General features: G+C 63.5%; 13 protein-coding genes. 6 read left to right on the top strand and 7 right to left on the bottom strand.

What is annotated here, in order from left to right; all coding sequences use genetic code 11:
- Window positions 1-154: 154 nt before the first annotated feature.
- The 3 genes from NKI25_RS06120 (at window position 155) to NKI25_RS06110 (ending at window position 1,743) form a co-directional block, all read left to right on the top strand.
- Window positions 155-445, top strand: coding sequence for a hypothetical protein (locus NKI25_RS06120; protein WP_352646671.1), 291 nt, complete (start codon window positions 155-157; stop codon window positions 443-445).
- A 186-nt stretch (window positions 446-631) separates the two neighbouring features.
- Window positions 632-1,174 (top strand): hypoxanthine phosphoribosyltransferase, encoded by a 543-nt coding sequence (gene hpt / locus NKI25_RS06115; RefSeq protein WP_254816654.1) that lies wholly within the window; start codon window positions 632-634, stop codon window positions 1,172-1,174.
- 197 nt (window positions 1,175-1,371) lie between these two features.
- On the top strand, window positions 1,372-1,743 hold the full coding sequence (locus tag NKI25_RS06110; RefSeq protein ID WP_023677925.1) for a response regulator: 372 nt from the start codon (window positions 1,372-1,374) through the stop codon (window positions 1,741-1,743).
- 19 nt (window positions 1,744-1,762) lie between these two features.
- Here NKI25_RS06110 and NKI25_RS06105 read toward each other — a convergent pair whose 3' ends face one another.
- A complete protein-coding gene (locus NKI25_RS06105) occupies window positions 1,763-2,713 on the bottom strand; it encodes a DMT family transporter (RefSeq protein ID WP_352703642.1) in 951 nt (316 codons plus the stop codon).
- Window positions 2,714-2,936: 223 nt separating this feature from the next.
- Between NKI25_RS06105 and NKI25_RS06100 the strand changes: the two genes are divergently transcribed.
- Window positions 2,937-3,794, top strand: coding sequence for a LysR substrate-binding domain-containing protein (locus NKI25_RS06100; RefSeq protein ID WP_023677927.1), 858 nt, complete (start codon window positions 2,937-2,939; stop codon window positions 3,792-3,794).
- A 73-nt stretch (window positions 3,795-3,867) separates the two neighbouring features.
- Here the strand turns inward: NKI25_RS06100 and NKI25_RS06095 are convergent, their stop codons facing one another.
- Together NKI25_RS06095 and NKI25_RS06090 are read right to left on the bottom strand one after the other, a co-directional pair.
- Window positions 3,868-6,483 (bottom strand): TIGR02302 family protein, encoded by a 2,616-nt coding sequence (locus NKI25_RS06095; protein WP_352783357.1) that lies wholly within the window; start codon window positions 6,481-6,483, stop codon window positions 3,868-3,870.
- A 212-nt stretch (window positions 6,484-6,695) separates the two neighbouring features.
- On the bottom strand, window positions 6,696-7,637 hold the full coding sequence (locus tag NKI25_RS06090; protein WP_352998257.1) for a threonine/serine dehydratase: 942 nt from the start codon (window positions 7,635-7,637) through the stop codon (window positions 6,696-6,698).
- A gap of 63 nt (window positions 7,638-7,700) precedes the next feature.
- On the opposite strand from NKI25_RS06090, the gene NKI25_RS06085 reads away from it, so the two are divergent.
- Window positions 7,701-8,003, top strand: coding sequence for an ArsR/SmtB family transcription factor (locus NKI25_RS06085; protein ID WP_352467561.1), 303 nt, complete (start codon window positions 7,701-7,703; stop codon window positions 8,001-8,003).
- Window positions 8,004-8,013: 10 nt separating this feature from the next.
- Here NKI25_RS06085 and lysA read toward each other — a convergent pair whose 3' ends face one another.
- The 3 genes from lysA to argH form a co-directional block, all read right to left on the bottom strand.
- The gene (gene lysA, locus NKI25_RS06080) at window positions 8,014-9,282 is read right to left on the bottom strand and encodes a diaminopimelate decarboxylase (protein ID WP_352783363.1); all 1,269 of its coding nucleotides are present in this window, start codon (window positions 9,280-9,282) and stop codon (window positions 8,014-8,016) included.
- A 15-nt stretch (window positions 9,283-9,297) separates the two neighbouring features.
- The gene (locus NKI25_RS06075) at window positions 9,298-9,504 is read right to left on the bottom strand and encodes a hypothetical protein (RefSeq protein WP_023677931.1); all 207 of its coding nucleotides are present in this window, start codon (window positions 9,502-9,504) and stop codon (window positions 9,298-9,300) included.
- A 71-nt stretch (window positions 9,505-9,575) separates the two neighbouring features.
- Window positions 9,576-10,976: an argininosuccinate lyase gene (gene argH, locus NKI25_RS06070; protein WP_023677932.1), complete on the bottom strand. Its 1,401-nt coding sequence runs from the start codon at window positions 10,974-10,976 to the stop codon at window positions 9,576-9,578.
- A 35-nt stretch (window positions 10,977-11,011) separates the two neighbouring features.
- On the opposite strand from argH, the gene tlpA reads away from it, so the two are divergent.
- Window positions 11,012-11,695, top strand: coding sequence for a thiol:disulfide interchange protein TlpA (tlpA, locus tag NKI25_RS06065; protein ID WP_023677933.1), 684 nt, complete (start codon window positions 11,012-11,014; stop codon window positions 11,693-11,695).
- A 2-nt stretch (window positions 11,696-11,697) separates the two neighbouring features.
- On the opposite strand, the gene NKI25_RS06060 is transcribed toward tlpA, so the two are convergent.
- Complete coding sequence (locus NKI25_RS06060; RefSeq protein ID WP_023677934.1) at window positions 11,698-14,130, bottom strand: bifunctional diguanylate cyclase/phosphodiesterase; 2,433 nt, start codon at window positions 14,128-14,130, stop codon at window positions 11,698-11,700.
- Window positions 14,131-14,211: the final 81 nt, after the last annotated feature.

The following is a 14,211-nucleotide window of genomic DNA, read 5'->3' as shown; positions in this document are numbered from 1 at the left end:
TTAATTTGGGGGCTTTTCGAGCGAGTCACAGGGGTTCCGGTGGGGAAGCGTTAACCATTTCCGTTTACCCAAAAAAAACGAACAGCGAACGGTGCGGTAGTGTTGGGCCATGATGGCTGAGGATCGAACCGCGCGCCCGGTTTCCGGCGAAATCATGACCGATCCGGCCGCCGAGCCGGAACGCATCATGCGCGACGTGACCGCCGAGGTCATCGATGCCGATTATGAGGTGCTGCCCCGCCATTTTACACGTCCAGACTTTGCGCCGCTGCCTGCGCGCATGATGTCCATGCCTTCGATCGAAGGCATGGACATGTTGCGCAAGCCCGAAACCGCCGTCGAACGCCCATTGTGGGTGCATGGTGGGCCGATCTTCTGGATTGTCGGCGTCGGTGCCGCCTTTGCCGCCTTCTGGATTTCGGGCGGCCATGCGCTGGTTCGTTAGAGCGGCGCCAGAAAATCAACAGGTCACCAGATAAACGATCAGCGACGCGCTGCGGACACCCGACCGTTCGCGGGCGTCCTGCGAAAGATTTGGCCTTGCCAGCCGGCTCGACATGCCTAGAAACAGGTTGAAGACCGTTTTCGGTCGGCTTCGCCTACAAGGCGATCATTTCTGGAAGGGCAGCCAATGCCAGTTGTGCGCGGCAAGGACATCGAAGTCCTGTTTTCGGCGTCCGCCATCGCGCGGCGGAACCTGGAACTTGCCAAGGAGATCGCCGGGCACGACTACCACGACCTTCTGGTAATCTCGGTGCTGAAGGGATCGTTCATCTTCGCCGCCGATCTTATCCGTGCCATGCACGATGTCGGCCTGTCGCCGGAGGTCGAGTTCATCTTCATCTCCAGCTATGGCGCCGGCACGACCAGCGGTGAGGTGAGGGTGCTGCGCGACATCGACAACGAGGTCGCCGGTCGCGATGTGCTTTTGATCGATGACATTCTGGAATCCGGCAAGACGCTGAGTTTCACCCGCGACCTCATGCTGTCGCGCGGCGCGAGGAGCTGTGCCATCGCCGTGCTGCTCGACAAGCGCATGCGCCGCCAGACCACGCTCAACGCCGACTATGTCGGCTTCGACTGCCCCGATTATTTCGTCGTCGGTTATGGCATGGACGTCGCCCACGCGTTTCGCGAATTGCCCTTCGTCGGCATCGTCAAGGGCGACGCTTGAGGCCTTTTGATAATTCTACTCCGGCGGCCACCTGACGCAGTTTTCTGCGCTTCCGGTGCTCTCGGACTCGAACGTCCGCTCCGCTCCGGTTCTCGAAAACCACGCTATCTGACTTGGCGGAGCGAATTCTGAAAAGGCCTCATCGACCCTTGGCGCCTTCAGGAAACATCAACTTTTCCCCGCCAAATATCCTGCCCATGGCAAAGCTCCTGATCGTCGAGGACGATGAATCCGTCCGCACTCTCGCCGCTCGCGCGCTCGAACGCGCCGGGCATAATGTCACTGTTGCCGCCGACGGCGCACATGGCCTTTCTCTGATCCGGGCGGCGCAAGGGAGCTATGACCTTGTGCTGTCCGACATCCGCATGCCGGAAATAGACGGCATCGAGATGGCCAAGGCGGCAGCAGCGCTGTTCCCGGCGATGAAGATCATGCTGATGACCGGCTATGCCGACCAGCGCGAGCGCGCCGAGGAATTGGACGGCATTATTCTCGACGTCGTGCAAAAGCCGTTCACGCTGGCTGAAATCCGCGCCCGCGTCGAACAGGCGCTCGCCTGCTTCGCCTAAAGCCCAAGGCCGACCGCCTTCAGGCAGGGTCGCAGGTCGCCGTAATGGCTGGCGCGCCGCTCAGGCGCCGGCTGGCATTGAGCGCAAACAGGCCGGCGCCGATGATGAGGGCTGCGCCCGCCGCCGTCGCTGGTCGCGGCACTTCGGCAAAGAACAGAAAACCCCATAGCGGCGACCAGATGATACCGGTGTATTCGAAGGTGGCGACGCTGTTGGCGGGCGCCAGCCGGTAGGCCTGCGACAACAGGATCATGCCGGCCGAGGCAACGAAGCCGCATGCCCCCATCTTGAGGAGATCCGGCGTCGCCGGCCAGACCCATGGCCGGACGAGGAATTCGAGACTCGGATGCACGGCGTGGTCAATGCCTGCCAGCCAAAACAATGCCGCCACAAATGCGGCGCCGATCAGATAAGCGCCGTTCTGATAGAAAGCCATGACAGTCGAGGATTCGGTGTCGCCGATCTTGCGTGCCATCAGCTGCGAGAAACCGTAGAGCAGAGCCGAACCTAGCGACAGCAGCGCTGCCCAGTCGAACAAGCCGGCGCCCGGGCGCACCATCACCAGCACGCCGAGCATGCCGACCAGGACGGTGGCGAGCGCCTGCCAGGACACGCGTTCGCCGAGATAGGGGCCGGCCAACGCCATGATGAACAGCGGCGCCATGAAATAGAGCGCCACCGCGTCAGCCAGCGGCAGGGCGGCGATTGCCAGGTAGTAGGCCGTGTAGGAGGTGAACTGGATGAAGGCGCGCATCGTCAGCATGCCGAACCGCTTCGACAGGATCGCCTGCAATCCGACATCGGCGTGGACAAGGAAAACCAGGATCGGCAGGGCGACGATCGAGCGGATCGCCATCACCTCGGTGACCGGATAGTGGCTCGACACCGCCTTGACCAGCGGGTCCTGCAGCGAAAAGACCAGCACGCCGAGACAGAGGCTGAGGATGCCGAGCACAAGCCGATTCTGCATAGGCGCTCCTGTCTCCCGCGTGCGCGGCCGAAAGCAGGCCTGCATCCGGGTAAAAAGAACCCGCCACCGTTTCGGGCAGCGGGTACGAGTGAGGACTTTTGATTGGTCCGCAGCCGATTTCCCGGCCGCATATCCAATGGGTAAGGCGACTATCGTCCGCCGTTTGACATGTTGCAAACGAATTGGAATGATGCCAGCAATCAGATTTTCTTATGGCGGGCACATGCGACCCAATCTCGACAGCGACCTGTTGCGCACCTTCGTGGCGGTCGCCGACACCGGCAATTTCACCAAAGCGGCGGAGCGGGCCGGCCGCACCCAGTCGGCGGTCTCGATGCAGATGAAGAGGCTCGAAGGCATGATCGGCGACAGCCTGTTCGAGCGCGGGTCGCGCGGTGTAGCGTTGACGCAGCGCGGCGGCGAACTCATCGCCAACGCCAGGCGCATCGTTTCACTGCTCGACGAGACGGCGGCATCGATGGTCGCGGCGCCGCTTGGCGGGCCGGTGCGCATCGGTATCCCGGAAGAATATGGCCACGCGATCCTGTCGCGGGCACTCGGCGCCTTTGCCAAGCGCCATCCTCAGGTCGACATCACGGTCCGCTACGCGCATTCCGGTGCGCAGATCGCGGCGCTCGCCGCCGGCGAGCTCGATCTGGCGGTGGTGTTCGAATGGCAGGATCTGTCAGGCGGTGAGGTGCTGATGCATGACCCGACCGTATGGGTGACGTCGGAGCTGCATCACATGCATGAGGAGCGGCCGGTGCCGATCGCGCTCTACAATCGTGCCGGTTGGTGCAAGGATTTCGCCATAAAGTCGCTGGAACAGCGCGGTCTCGCCTATCGTGTCGCCTACACCAGCGATACCAATGGCGGCCTGCGGCTCGCCGTCACCTCCGGGTTGGCGATTGCGCCGATCTCGCGCAGCAACATCCCGGCCGGCTGCCGCGAGCTTACGGCCGCCGACGGGTTCGGCGACATCGATTCCTCGAACGTGGTGCTGCGGCGCAATCCGAACGCTTCCGGCGAGGCCATCGACGGCATGGAAGAGGCGATCCGCGAGGCGTTCACCAACCGTTAAAACGTGCCGCTCAGTCCGGCGGTGGCGGCCTCCACGGACCGCACGGCGATCTTCCGAATATTGGGGGGCAGCCTTACTTCAGCTCCAGCAACCGCTCCAGATAGCTGCGCTCGATATCCGGGCTGAGTGCGTTGCCGAGCCGCTTGCGGATCGCTTCGAGGATCTGGCGGGCACGCTGCACATCGATCTCGTCAGGCACTCTCACCGAACTTCCGTCATCGGGACCCTCGCTGGTGCGGGGCCGCCCGAGCGGGTCACGGTCGGCATTCTGCTGGCGCCCGCCCTGCCCGTTGCCGCCCTGGTCGCCTTGCATCGCCTGCAATTGCTTCATCATGTCCTTGGCGCCCCTGCGCAAGGCTTCCAATGCGCGGCCCTGGTGACCGACGGCCTGGTCGCCTTCGCCCTCGCCGAGCGCCTGTTCGGCATTGCCCATGGATTTGCCGGCCTCGCCAAACCCCTCATTGGGGTCGAGGCCCATGCCTTCGAGGCTCTTCCTCAATTGATCGAGCTCGCTCTGCAGCTTGCCCTGGCCTTCCTGCAATTGCTTCAGCGCATCAGCAAATTCCTGCGGCGTCATCGGCTTCGGCCGGCCGAGCGGATCGCGGTCGTCACCCGGGCCGGGCTTGCCCTCTTCGCCCATCGGGCCTGGCTCACCGTTCTCGCCGAGCTGCTCGTCGCGGTTCTGCCCGCGCTGTTGCTGGCCGCGCTGCATCTGGTCCATACGGAAAGTGTCGTTCATCATCTCCTGCTGGCGCCGCATGATCTCGCCCAGCTTGTCCATCTGCTGGCGCATCTCGCTGTCCTGCTGGCCGCCCTGTTGCTGGCGGCCTGCCTGCAGATTGTTCATCATGTCCTGCAACTCGGACAGCAATTGCTGCGCCTGGTCGCGATTGCCGGATTTCGCCAGGTTCTCGATCTGGTCCATCATGCGGTCGATGTCGCTCTGGCGCAGTTCCTGACCGTTCTGCTGCATCTGTGGCGCATTCGGATTCTGCTGCGCCCGCGCCGCGAATTCCTGCAGGAACTGGTTCATCGCCTCGCGCAGTTCCTTCATCGCCTTCTCGATCTCTTGGTCGCTGGCGCCGTTCTTGATCGCATCCTGCAGCGCCTGCTGCGCCTGGCGCAGCCGCTTCTCGGCCGCCGACAGATTGCCTTCCTCAATGCCGAGCGCGATCTCCCAGAGGTAAGCGACCTCGTCGCGCAACTGGTCGTCGCTGTCTGCCATCTTCAGCCGGGTGCGGGCGCTCATGATGGCGAGGTAGTGCGCCATGTTGTCGAACGTGTCTTCCGGCCTGAGCGTGATTGCATCCATCAGGTCGAGCACGCGGTCCTTGGCATAGGCGTCGAGCGCCAGTATGCGGCGCTGCTCGACCACAGCCCGCGCCAACGGGTTGGAGAATGGCCGCTCCGGCATCACCAGCGTCTTGGTTTCGCTGGTCGCCGTGTGTCCGGCACCGTCGGTGGCGACAAGCGACAGCTTGACGTTGCCACCTGCCCAGACATGGTCGGTCAGGTCCTTCGTCGTCTTAGCGGCATTGGCCTTGCCGCCGCGGCGCGGCAACGTCAGCGGCATTTCCGGCGGGCCATAGAGCGGATGCGCGTTGGGCACTTGCGGATCGGCCAACGCGAAAACCGCCTTGGCGGAGGCCGCGCCATAGTCGTCGTCGATCTGGTAGTTGAGCTCGAAGGCGCCGTTGACGGCGCGCTTCGGCTCGCCGACAAAGCGGATCTGCGGCGGCTTGTCGGGAATTATGGCGAAGGCCCAGCGGCCGAGCTCGCCGTCGCTGGACTGCAGCGTCAGCGTGCCGTCGGCCGTTAACTTGCCGCTGAACTGGCGCACGGTGGAAGGCGTTGCCGGACTTGCCTCAGTCTTGGCGGCTTGCGGCCCGGTCGGATCGATGGCGCGGGTGTTGCCGCCGGTGTCGGCGTAGCTCAGCGTTTCCTCGCCCGAACCGCCGGTGACGCGCAGCGACACATCGCTGCCCTCCGGAATCGTGAAGGTCGGCGGCGCTTGAGTGGCGTTGTTGGCCAGGACCGGGGCGTTCAGGAATACCGGCGGCCTGCCGGTATAGGCCGGCGGCGTCACCCAGGCATCAATGCGCGGCGGCACGACGTCGCGGGCGGCACGGGCAACAAAACCGTCGCTCAGCCTGCCGCCCGATGGCCCGAAGGAGAAGGCAAAGGCAGTGACCAACAAAAGCGCGGCAACGGCGCGCAGCGCCCACGGGTCGCGTTCCGGCACGCGTGTGCGCGGCACGTCGCCGCCAAGCTCGCCCAGCCGGTCGGCCATGCGCCGCTGATGCTCGCGCCACAGGGCTTGCGAAAAAATGCTTTCCTTGCCGCTCGGGCGATCGGTCTGGACCTGCACCGGGCTGTGCAGCAATCGGTTGGCCGCCTCGATGCGGCGGTCGACCTCGGCACTGGATGGCGTGCGGAAGAAACGCAGTGGATAGAGTGCGGCAAGCGCTGCGACGCCGAATGCCGTGATAAGACCGATCCGCGCCAGATCGGGCAAAAATGGGAACAGGCCGAGCCACGAAATGCTGAGGAACAGGCTGGCGACGATGATCAGTGGCAGCAGCAATGGCCAGCCGCGTTCGACGATTATCGAGACCTGCGTCCCCAGCCGGCTCAAGGCAAGGCGCCTGGCCAGACTGCGATCGCTGGTGAAAATGGGTCGTTGTGTCATCGGCCCTTCCTGGCCGGGCGGGATAGCCCAGGCCTCACGAGTCTATCGCATGGGCCCGAAAAGTCGATTTTCGGGAAGCACGATGCGAAGACCTAAAATCTAAGCGCGTACTTCGTGCGTCCAAGCGGATGCACATCGCCCTAAGGATACCAACAAACACGGCGAAGGCGAGGCGGTTCCCCAAAACGTGAACAATAATGCCCCGGATATTGTCAGAATTTCGCCGGATTGGCGTTTGCGCCGCAGACCAGTACGGCAACGCGCTCGCCTGCAACCGGTGCGTAGCGGCCGGACAGGAGCGCCGCGAAGGCGGCCGCACCGCCCGGCTCGGAGATGATTCGCACGCGGTCCCACAGCGCCGCCTGGGCGGCGATAATGTCGTCGTCGCTGACCAGGATCGAGCGCTCGACGAATGCCTCGGCGATAGGAAACATCATTTCGCCGACACGCTTTGGCGCGAGCGAATCGGCGGCGATGCCCTCCGCCGGCGCGTCGACGGGTCGGCCCGCCTCGAAGGCGCGATGAAGCGTCGGCGCACCCTCCGGTTCGACGGCGATGATCCTGATGCGGCCGGAAAACCAGGCGGCGATGCCGCCTATCAGGCCGCCGCCACCGACGGCGACCAGCAGGGTGTCGAGCTTCGGCAAGTCGGCCTCGATCTCGAGGCCGAGCGTGCCTTGCCCGACAAGCGTCTCCTCCTGGTTGAAGGCGTGGATCTGGAGCGCGCCGGATTTTTCGGCGAAGCTCTCGCTGGCGGCCAGCGCCTCGGCATAACGGGCGCCGCCGACGATCAGCTCGGCGCCGTAGCCGCGGATGCGGTCCAGCTTGGCCTGCGGGCTCACTTCGGGAACAAAGATGGTCGCCTTGTGGCCGAGCCGCATGGCGGCATAGGCGACGGCGGCACCGTGGTTGCCGCCCGATGCGGCGACGACGCCGGCCGCAGGAACCGGCCGTTCGAGGAGATTGGTGAACGCACCACGTGCCTTGAACGAGCCGGAATGCTGCAAGCACTCAAGCTTCAGGTCGACAGGCAGAGGCGGGCGGCCGAAATCGGCCATGTCGACGCGCAGCACCGGCGTGTGGCGCACGAAGGGCCGGATGCGGGGTTCTATCGCTGCAATGCGCTCGCGTGTGATCGTGTGGCCGTGCAGCATGATTTCACTCCCAGAGTTGACATTCAGAGTTGACATTACTTAGTAACTTGGCAAAGTGCCTAAATGCAAGAGGTCGATGTCTTCAAAGCAATCGCCAACGAGCGCAGGCTGCAGATCCTCGATTGGCTGAAGGACCCACGCGCGCATTTTCCGCCGCAGGCGGACGGCGATCTGGTCGAGGACGGCGTCTGCGCGCTGCTGATCGCGGAAAAGCTGGGGATCACCCAGGCGACGCTCAGCGAGCATATGCGCGTGCTCACCCAGGCAGGGCTTTTGCGCAGCAAGCGCATCAAGCAGTGGATATTCTATCGCCGGAATGAGGACAGAATCGCCGAGACCAGGGCGCTCATTCAGCACCGGCTGTAGCTGCAGAGTTCTACTCCAACCAGTCCGGCACCGAGTCCAGTCCGATCAGCTCGTCATAGGTCTGGCGCGGGCGCACAACGTGGAAGCGGTCGCCGTCGACCAGCACTTCCGGTACCAGCAGCCTGGTATTGTAGGTGCCGGCCTGAACGGCGCCATAGGCGCCGGCGGTGGAGACAGCGATCAGGTCGCCGGATTTCAGCCGGGGCAGGTCACGGTCGAGCCCGAGATAGTCGCCGGTCTCGCAAACCGGGCCGACGACGTCGACCTTCATGCGTGGTGCTGCGGCCGGCTGCTGCGCCACCGGCCTGATGTCGTGGAAAGCGTCGTAAAGCGTCGGCCGGATCAGGTCGTTCATCGCGGCGTCGACGACGAGGAAGTTCTTGGCGTCGCCCTCCTTCACGAAGATCACCTGCGAGACCAGGATGCCGGCATTGCCGACGATCAGCCGGCCTGGCTCGAACATCACTTTCAGCCCAAGTTTGGCAACATGCTTCCTGACGATCTGGGCATAGGCATCGGGCAAAGGCGGCGGGTTGTTGTCGACGCGGTAGGGAATGCCAAGGCCGCCGCCGACATCGATGTGCTCGATGGCATGACCGTCGGAGCGCAAGGCGCCGACCAGCTCCACCAGCAGCGCAAAGGCGTCGTCGAAGGGCTGCAATTCGGTGATCTGGCTGCCGATATGGGTGTCTATGCCGGTGACCTTGATGCCCGGCAGCTCAGCCGCGCGCGCATAGACCTTCCGCGCATGCTGCCACGGAATGCCGAACTTGTTCTCGGCCTTCCCAGTCGAAATCTTCTTGTGCGTCCTGGCGTCGACATCCGGATTGATGCGCAGCGAGATCGGCGCGATCTTGCCCAGCGCGGTGGCGCGGGCCGACAGCAGCTCCAGCTCCGGTTCGGATTCGACGTTGAAACAGAGAATGCCGGCCGAGAGCGCAAAATCCATTTCGCGCGCGGTCTTGCCGACGCCCGAAAACAGGATCTTGCTTGCCGGGATGCCGGCCGCCAAAGCGCGGCGCAATTCGCCCTCCGAGACCACGTCGGCGCCGGCGCCGAGCCCTGCCAGCACCCTCAGCACGGCCTGGTTGGAATTCGCCTTCATGGCATAGCAGACGAGAGCATCGAGCCCGGCAAAGGCCTCGGTGAAGACGCGAAAATGCCTGGTCAGCGTCGCCGTCGAATAACAGTAGAACGGCGTGCCGACGCTGGCGGCGATGTCTGATATCGCCACGTCCTCGGCATGCAGCGCGCCGTCGCGGTAGTCGAAATGGTTCACGAGATTGGTCCGAAATCAGAGCAGCGGGTCGAGGATGAATTTCTTGTCCTCGACAGGTTTTTCCGGCTCCGGCGGCAAAGGTTGCTTGGCCTTCTCGGCGTCCTTGCGGGCCTGCACGGCTGCCGCGTACGGCGTGTCGAGCGCAGCCTTCCTGCCGCAGGCCGCAACGGTGGCCATTGCCGCCAGCAGCGTCAGCGTCACCAAAATCCTGCTTCCGGTCATCGTGCCATCCGTCCAAAACTGTTGCCCGCAGCCGCTTCTAGCCGAGTTTTGCGGCCATTGCACCCCGCGTCTTACGCCTTGGCGAGCCGCTTTTTCCAGTAGCGGATCTGCTTGCGCACCTCGGACGGCGCGGTGCCGCCGAAGCTCGTGCGGCTCTTTACAGAATTCTGCACGGCAAGAACCGAAAACACGTCGGCGCTGATACCGGGGTGAATGGACTGCAGATCCTCCAGCGAAAGCCTGTCGAGCCCGATCTTCCTGTCCTCGGCCAGCGCCACCGCCCGGCCAGTGATATGGTGCGCCTCGCGGAACGGCAGCCCGAGCGTGCGCACCAGCCAGTCGGCGAGGTCGGTCGCAGTCGAATAGCCGGCGCCGGCCGCCTTTTTCATCGCGGCAGTGTTCACCGTCATGTCGCGCACCATGCCGGTCATTGCCGCCAGCATCAGGTCGAGCGTCTCGGCCGCGTCGAAGACGGATTCCTTGTCTTCCTGCATGTCCTTGCCATAGGTCAGCGGCATGCCCTTCATCACCGTCAGCAGGCCGACGAGGTGCCCGGTGACGCGGCCGGTCTTGCCGCGCACCAGTTCGGCAGCGTCCGGGTTCTTCTTCTGCGGCATGATCGACGAACCCGTCGAGAAACTATCCGACAGCCTGACGAAGCCGAATTGCGGCGTCGACCAGATGATGATCTCTTCGGCCAGCCGCGACAGATGCGTCGCGCAGATCGCCGCCAAGCCCAGGAACTCGAGCGCGAAATCGCGGTCCGAAACACTGTCGAGCGAATTGCGCATCGGCTCGCGGAAGCCAAGCGCCTTCGCCGTCTGGTGCCGGTCGATGGAAAAGCTGGTGCCGGCAAGGGCGGCGGCGCCGAGCGGGCTTTCATCCATCCGCTCGATGGCGTCGCGGACACGCGACAGGTCGCGTGCAAACATCTCGACATAAGCCATGCAGTGGTGGCCGAAGGTCACCGGCTGCGCCGCCTGCATGTGGGTGAAGCCCGGCATCACCGTTGCCGCATGCTCCTCGGCCCGATCCAGGAACGCCGTGATCAGGCCCTTCAGCGCCTCGGCGACACGAAAGCATTCGTCCTTGACCCACAGCCTGAGGTCGACCGCCACCTGGTCGTTGCGCGAGCGGGCGGTATGCAGGCGGCCGGCGGCGGGGCCGATCAAATCGGCCAGACGGGCCTCGACATTCATGTGGATGTCTTCCAGCCTGGTCGAGAACTCGAATGTGCCGGCCTCGATCTCTGCGAGGATCGTGTTCAGCCCGTGAGCGATTTTTTCTTGATCGGCCGCCGAAATAATGCCCGTTTGCGCCAGCATCTGGCTATGGGCGATCGAGCCGCGAATATCCTGCGCATAGAGTTTGCGGTCGAACGAGATCGACGCGTTGATCGCTTCCATGATTGCGGCCGGACCCGAGGCAAAACGTCCGCCCCACATCTGGTTGCTGGCCTTCTTGTCGTTCATCGCTATAACCCGTGCTCCGGAGCAGTTTTTCAAAAATGGCAGACGGCAATAGATTTTTCCCGGCTTTGCGTCTCATCCTCGCCGCTTTGGTTGCGGGCGTGCTGGCCGGCGCGGTCGCGGTATATGTCAGGGAAAGCAGTTCTGGCAACAAGGCGCCCGCGCAAGTGGCCGCCGGCGGCGGCAAGGACGACGTCGCCTGCGCCGCCAAGACCGACCGTGCCAAGAAGATCGCCGCCGCTGCCACCGGCCAGGTTGCCGCGCTTTTGCCGGCGGATCCGCCGCAATCGCTGAAAAGCCTTGCCTTCAACGGCCCCGACGGCAAGCCGACGACGATCGCCGATCATGCCGGCAAGACGGTGCTGCTCAATCTGTGGGCGACATGGTGCGCACCTTGCCGCGCCGAAATGCCGGCGCTCGATGCGCTGCAGAAGGAGATGGGCAGCGATGCGTTTCAGGTTGTTGCCGTCAACGTCGATGCCGGCGACGATGCCAAACCGAAGAAGTTCCTGGAGGACACCGGCGTCAAGTCGCTCGGCTACTATCGCGATGCCACGATGGCGCTGTTCAACGACGTCAAGACGCGCGGCCTGGCGCTCGGTCTGCCGGTCACCATGCTGATCGATGGGCAAGGCTGCCTGATCGCCCATATGAATGGCCCGGCCGAATGGTCGGGGCCGGATGCCAAGCGTCTGGTCGAGGCGGCGCTTCAGCCGGGATAGGCTCAGACCGTGCGCAGGCGCGGCTTGAGCACGGCAATGCTTGCGCCGCGTCGGCTGGCGGTGCGGATTGCCGGAGCGGCCACGCCCGTCAGTTCCCCGAATGTCTCGATCGGAGCCGGTTTGCCGAGGTAGTAGCCTTGCCCGATCTCGCAAGCCTCGGCGTCCAGGAACTGCAATTCACCCGGCGTCTCGATGCCTTCTGCCAGAACCGGTAGGCCGAGACCGCGTCCAAGCCCCAGCACGGCGCGAACGATCGCCGCGAACTGGGCGTTCTTGTCGACCGATTTGATGAACGACCCGTCGATCTTGATCTTGTCGAAGGGAAAGGCGCTGAGGTTGGACAGCGAAGAATAGCCGGTGCCAAAATCGTCCATCGCCACATGCACGCCAAGCGCCTTGACCTGCCTCAAGGTTGCCAGCGCGCGCGGCATGTCCTTCACCAGGGCCGTTTCGGTGATCTCCAGTTCGAGCCTGCCGGGGGCCAGGCCGGATCTCGTCAATGCGTCGTGCACCTTGCGGCTGAAGTTCGGATTGTGAAGTTGCACGGCGGAGACGTTGACGGCGACCATCAGCGGGTTTGTCCAGCGAACAGCATCGTTACAAGCCGTCGTCAGCACCCAGTCGCCTATCTGCGCGATAGCGCCACTGTCCTCGGCCACGGGGATGAAAACGGCCGGAGAAATGTCACCCCGCTCAGGGTGCTGCCAACGGACCAGGGCTTCGAAGCCGATCATCCTGCCGCCGCGGATCTCCTTCTGCGGCTGATAGACGAGGTGGAACTCCTTGCGGGCGATCGCCTGGCGCAATTCATGCTCCATCACGCGCTTGTCGCGGGCCGCGGTGCCCATGGCTATCTCGAAAAACCGATAAGTGTCCCTGCCTTCGGTTTTGGCGCGATGGAGTGCCGTGTCGGCATGGCTGATCAGGCCGGCCTGGTCTTCGGCATCCAGCGGAAAGAAGGCGATGCCGATGCTGGCCGAGACGAGGCCGGAGCCGACCGAAACCCTGTTTTCCTCCCGGATCGCCGCCAGCAAGTCCTCGGCTATCCGGCCTGCGGCCAGGGGGTCGGGGAGGTTCGGAGCTATGATGGCAAATTCATCGCCGCCGAGACGCGCGAGCATCTGTCCGTGGCGCGGGATGCCGGAAATGCAGTGCGCCAGCTTCTGCAGCATAGCATCGCCGGCCCCGTGGCCATAGAGGTCGTTGACTTGCTTGAACCGGTCAAGGTCAAGCAGCAGGAGCGCCAGATGTCCATCCTTGCCGCCACGATCCATCGAGGCGAATTCTGCTTCCAGCCGGGAAGAAAAGCTCCGCCGATTGGCAAGCCCGGTAAGCGGATCGAAATGCGCGAGGCGGAGGATCTCTTGTTCTGCCTTCTTGCGCTCACGGATGTCGCGAACGGCAAGCACCGTATGAGGCCTGCCGCAGTAGGTGATTTTCCTGGCGATCAGCTCGACAGGAATTCTCGCCCCGTCGCTGCCCCTTAACTTCGCTTCCTGCGCCTGTTCGCCGAAGCCGGACATATCGGCTGCGCTCTGTCCGTCGAAAAGCTCGCCGAATTGCATCGTGTTCAGGGTGGCTGTCGCTGTTCCGGTCAGCTTCGCCATACTGTCATTGGCGCTGACAATGCGGGTGCCATCGCAAACGATCAGACCTTCCACCGCCGCATTGGCGAGATCGTGCATGCGATCGGCCTCGAGCTTCTGGCGGCGAAAGCGCAGGTCGATCCACAGCGCGGCACCCGATAGCACAAGGATTATCAGGCTGGCGACCGCTGCGGCAAAGGCCTGGGAAATGGGCTCGATGGAATGTTCGGATATTTCAATCGAGGAATCCGGAATGATCGACACCGCAGCCATCGCGATGAAATGCAAGCTGCAAATCGCCAGCGTTAAAAGCGCGGCGCCGCCGAAAGTCGCGAGCGCTGACGGACGGCGCAAGACGACAAGGAGCGCCAGTGCCGCGAGGGTCACGCCGGCCAGAAGCGATATCGCGACAAGGAGCAGGTTCCATACGACCCGGCCTTCGACCTCGAAAGCTGCCATGCCGATGTAGTGCATCGTCGCGATGGCGCCGCCCAGAATGGCGCCACCGGCGAGGAAATGGTCGATGCCGCGGCGCAAGGTGGCGACCCACATCCCAAGCGCGGTCATGATAACGGCGGCGGCAAGCGAAAAGGCGGATAATCCCGGATTGTATGCGTTCGGTATTCCCGGCGTAAACGCGGTCATGGCGATGAAATGCGTCGCCCATATGCCGAACCCGGTCGAGGCTGCGGCGATCATCAGCCAGACAAGCCGGTTTCGCTCGGTCGATCGGCCGACATGCTTAAGGAGATTAACCGCTGAGAAGCAAGAAATTCCACAGACGAGTGCGGCAAGCGCAACCAGTCTCGGATCGTGCTGACTTACAATACAATTATAGACCGTCAGCATCCTGGTTCACTCGGTCTGCCAAAACTAACAGGGGAGGTGTGACTGATTAGTTCTTGGAGATTTTAACGAATGGTTAACCCG

This window comes from Mesorhizobium sp. M0808 (assembly GCF_040320025.1).
Lineage (GTDB): Bacteria > Pseudomonadota > Alphaproteobacteria > Rhizobiales > Rhizobiaceae > Mesorhizobium.
Note: the sequence above shows the minus strand (reverse complement) of the source record. Positions and strands in the feature narration are given on the sequence as shown.

Excerpts from the sequence above, each read along its gene's own strand:
- NKI25_RS06120 (WP_352646671.1), top strand. The coding sequence starts at position 155 with ATGACCGATCCGGCCGCCGAGCCGGAACGCATCATGCGCGACGTGACC.
- hpt (WP_254816654.1), top strand. The coding sequence starts at position 632 with ATGCCAGTTGTGCGCGGCAAGGACATCGAAGTCCTGTTTTCGGCGTCC.
- NKI25_RS06110 (WP_023677925.1), top strand. The coding sequence starts at position 1,372 with ATGGCAAAGCTCCTGATCGTCGAGGACGATGAATCCGTCCGCACTCTC.
- NKI25_RS06105 (WP_352703642.1), bottom strand. The coding sequence starts at position 2,713 with ATGCAGAATCGGCTTGTGCTCGGCATCCTCAGCCTCTGTCTCGGCGTG.
- NKI25_RS06100 (WP_023677927.1), top strand. The coding sequence starts at position 2,937 with ATGCGACCCAATCTCGACAGCGACCTGTTGCGCACCTTCGTGGCGGTC.
- NKI25_RS06095 (WP_352783357.1), bottom strand. The coding sequence starts at position 6,483 with ATGACACAACGACCCATTTTCACCAGCGATCGCAGTCTGGCCAGGCGC.
- NKI25_RS06090 (WP_352998257.1), bottom strand. The coding sequence starts at position 7,637 with ATGCTGCACGGCCACACGATCACACGCGAGCGCATTGCAGCGATAGAA.
- NKI25_RS06085 (WP_352467561.1), top strand. The coding sequence starts at position 7,701 with ATGCAAGAGGTCGATGTCTTCAAAGCAATCGCCAACGAGCGCAGGCTG.
- NKI25_RS06075 (WP_023677931.1), bottom strand. The coding sequence starts at position 9,504 with ATGACCGGAAGCAGGATTTTGGTGACGCTGACGCTGCTGGCGGCAATG.
- argH (WP_023677932.1), bottom strand. The coding sequence starts at position 10,976 with ATGAACGACAAGAAGGCCAGCAACCAGATGTGGGGCGGACGTTTTGCC.
- tlpA (WP_023677933.1), top strand. The coding sequence starts at position 11,012 with ATGGCAGACGGCAATAGATTTTTCCCGGCTTTGCGTCTCATCCTCGCC.
- NKI25_RS06060 (WP_023677934.1), bottom strand. The coding sequence starts at position 14,130 with ATGCTGACGGTCTATAATTGTATTGTAAGTCAGCACGATCCGAGACTG.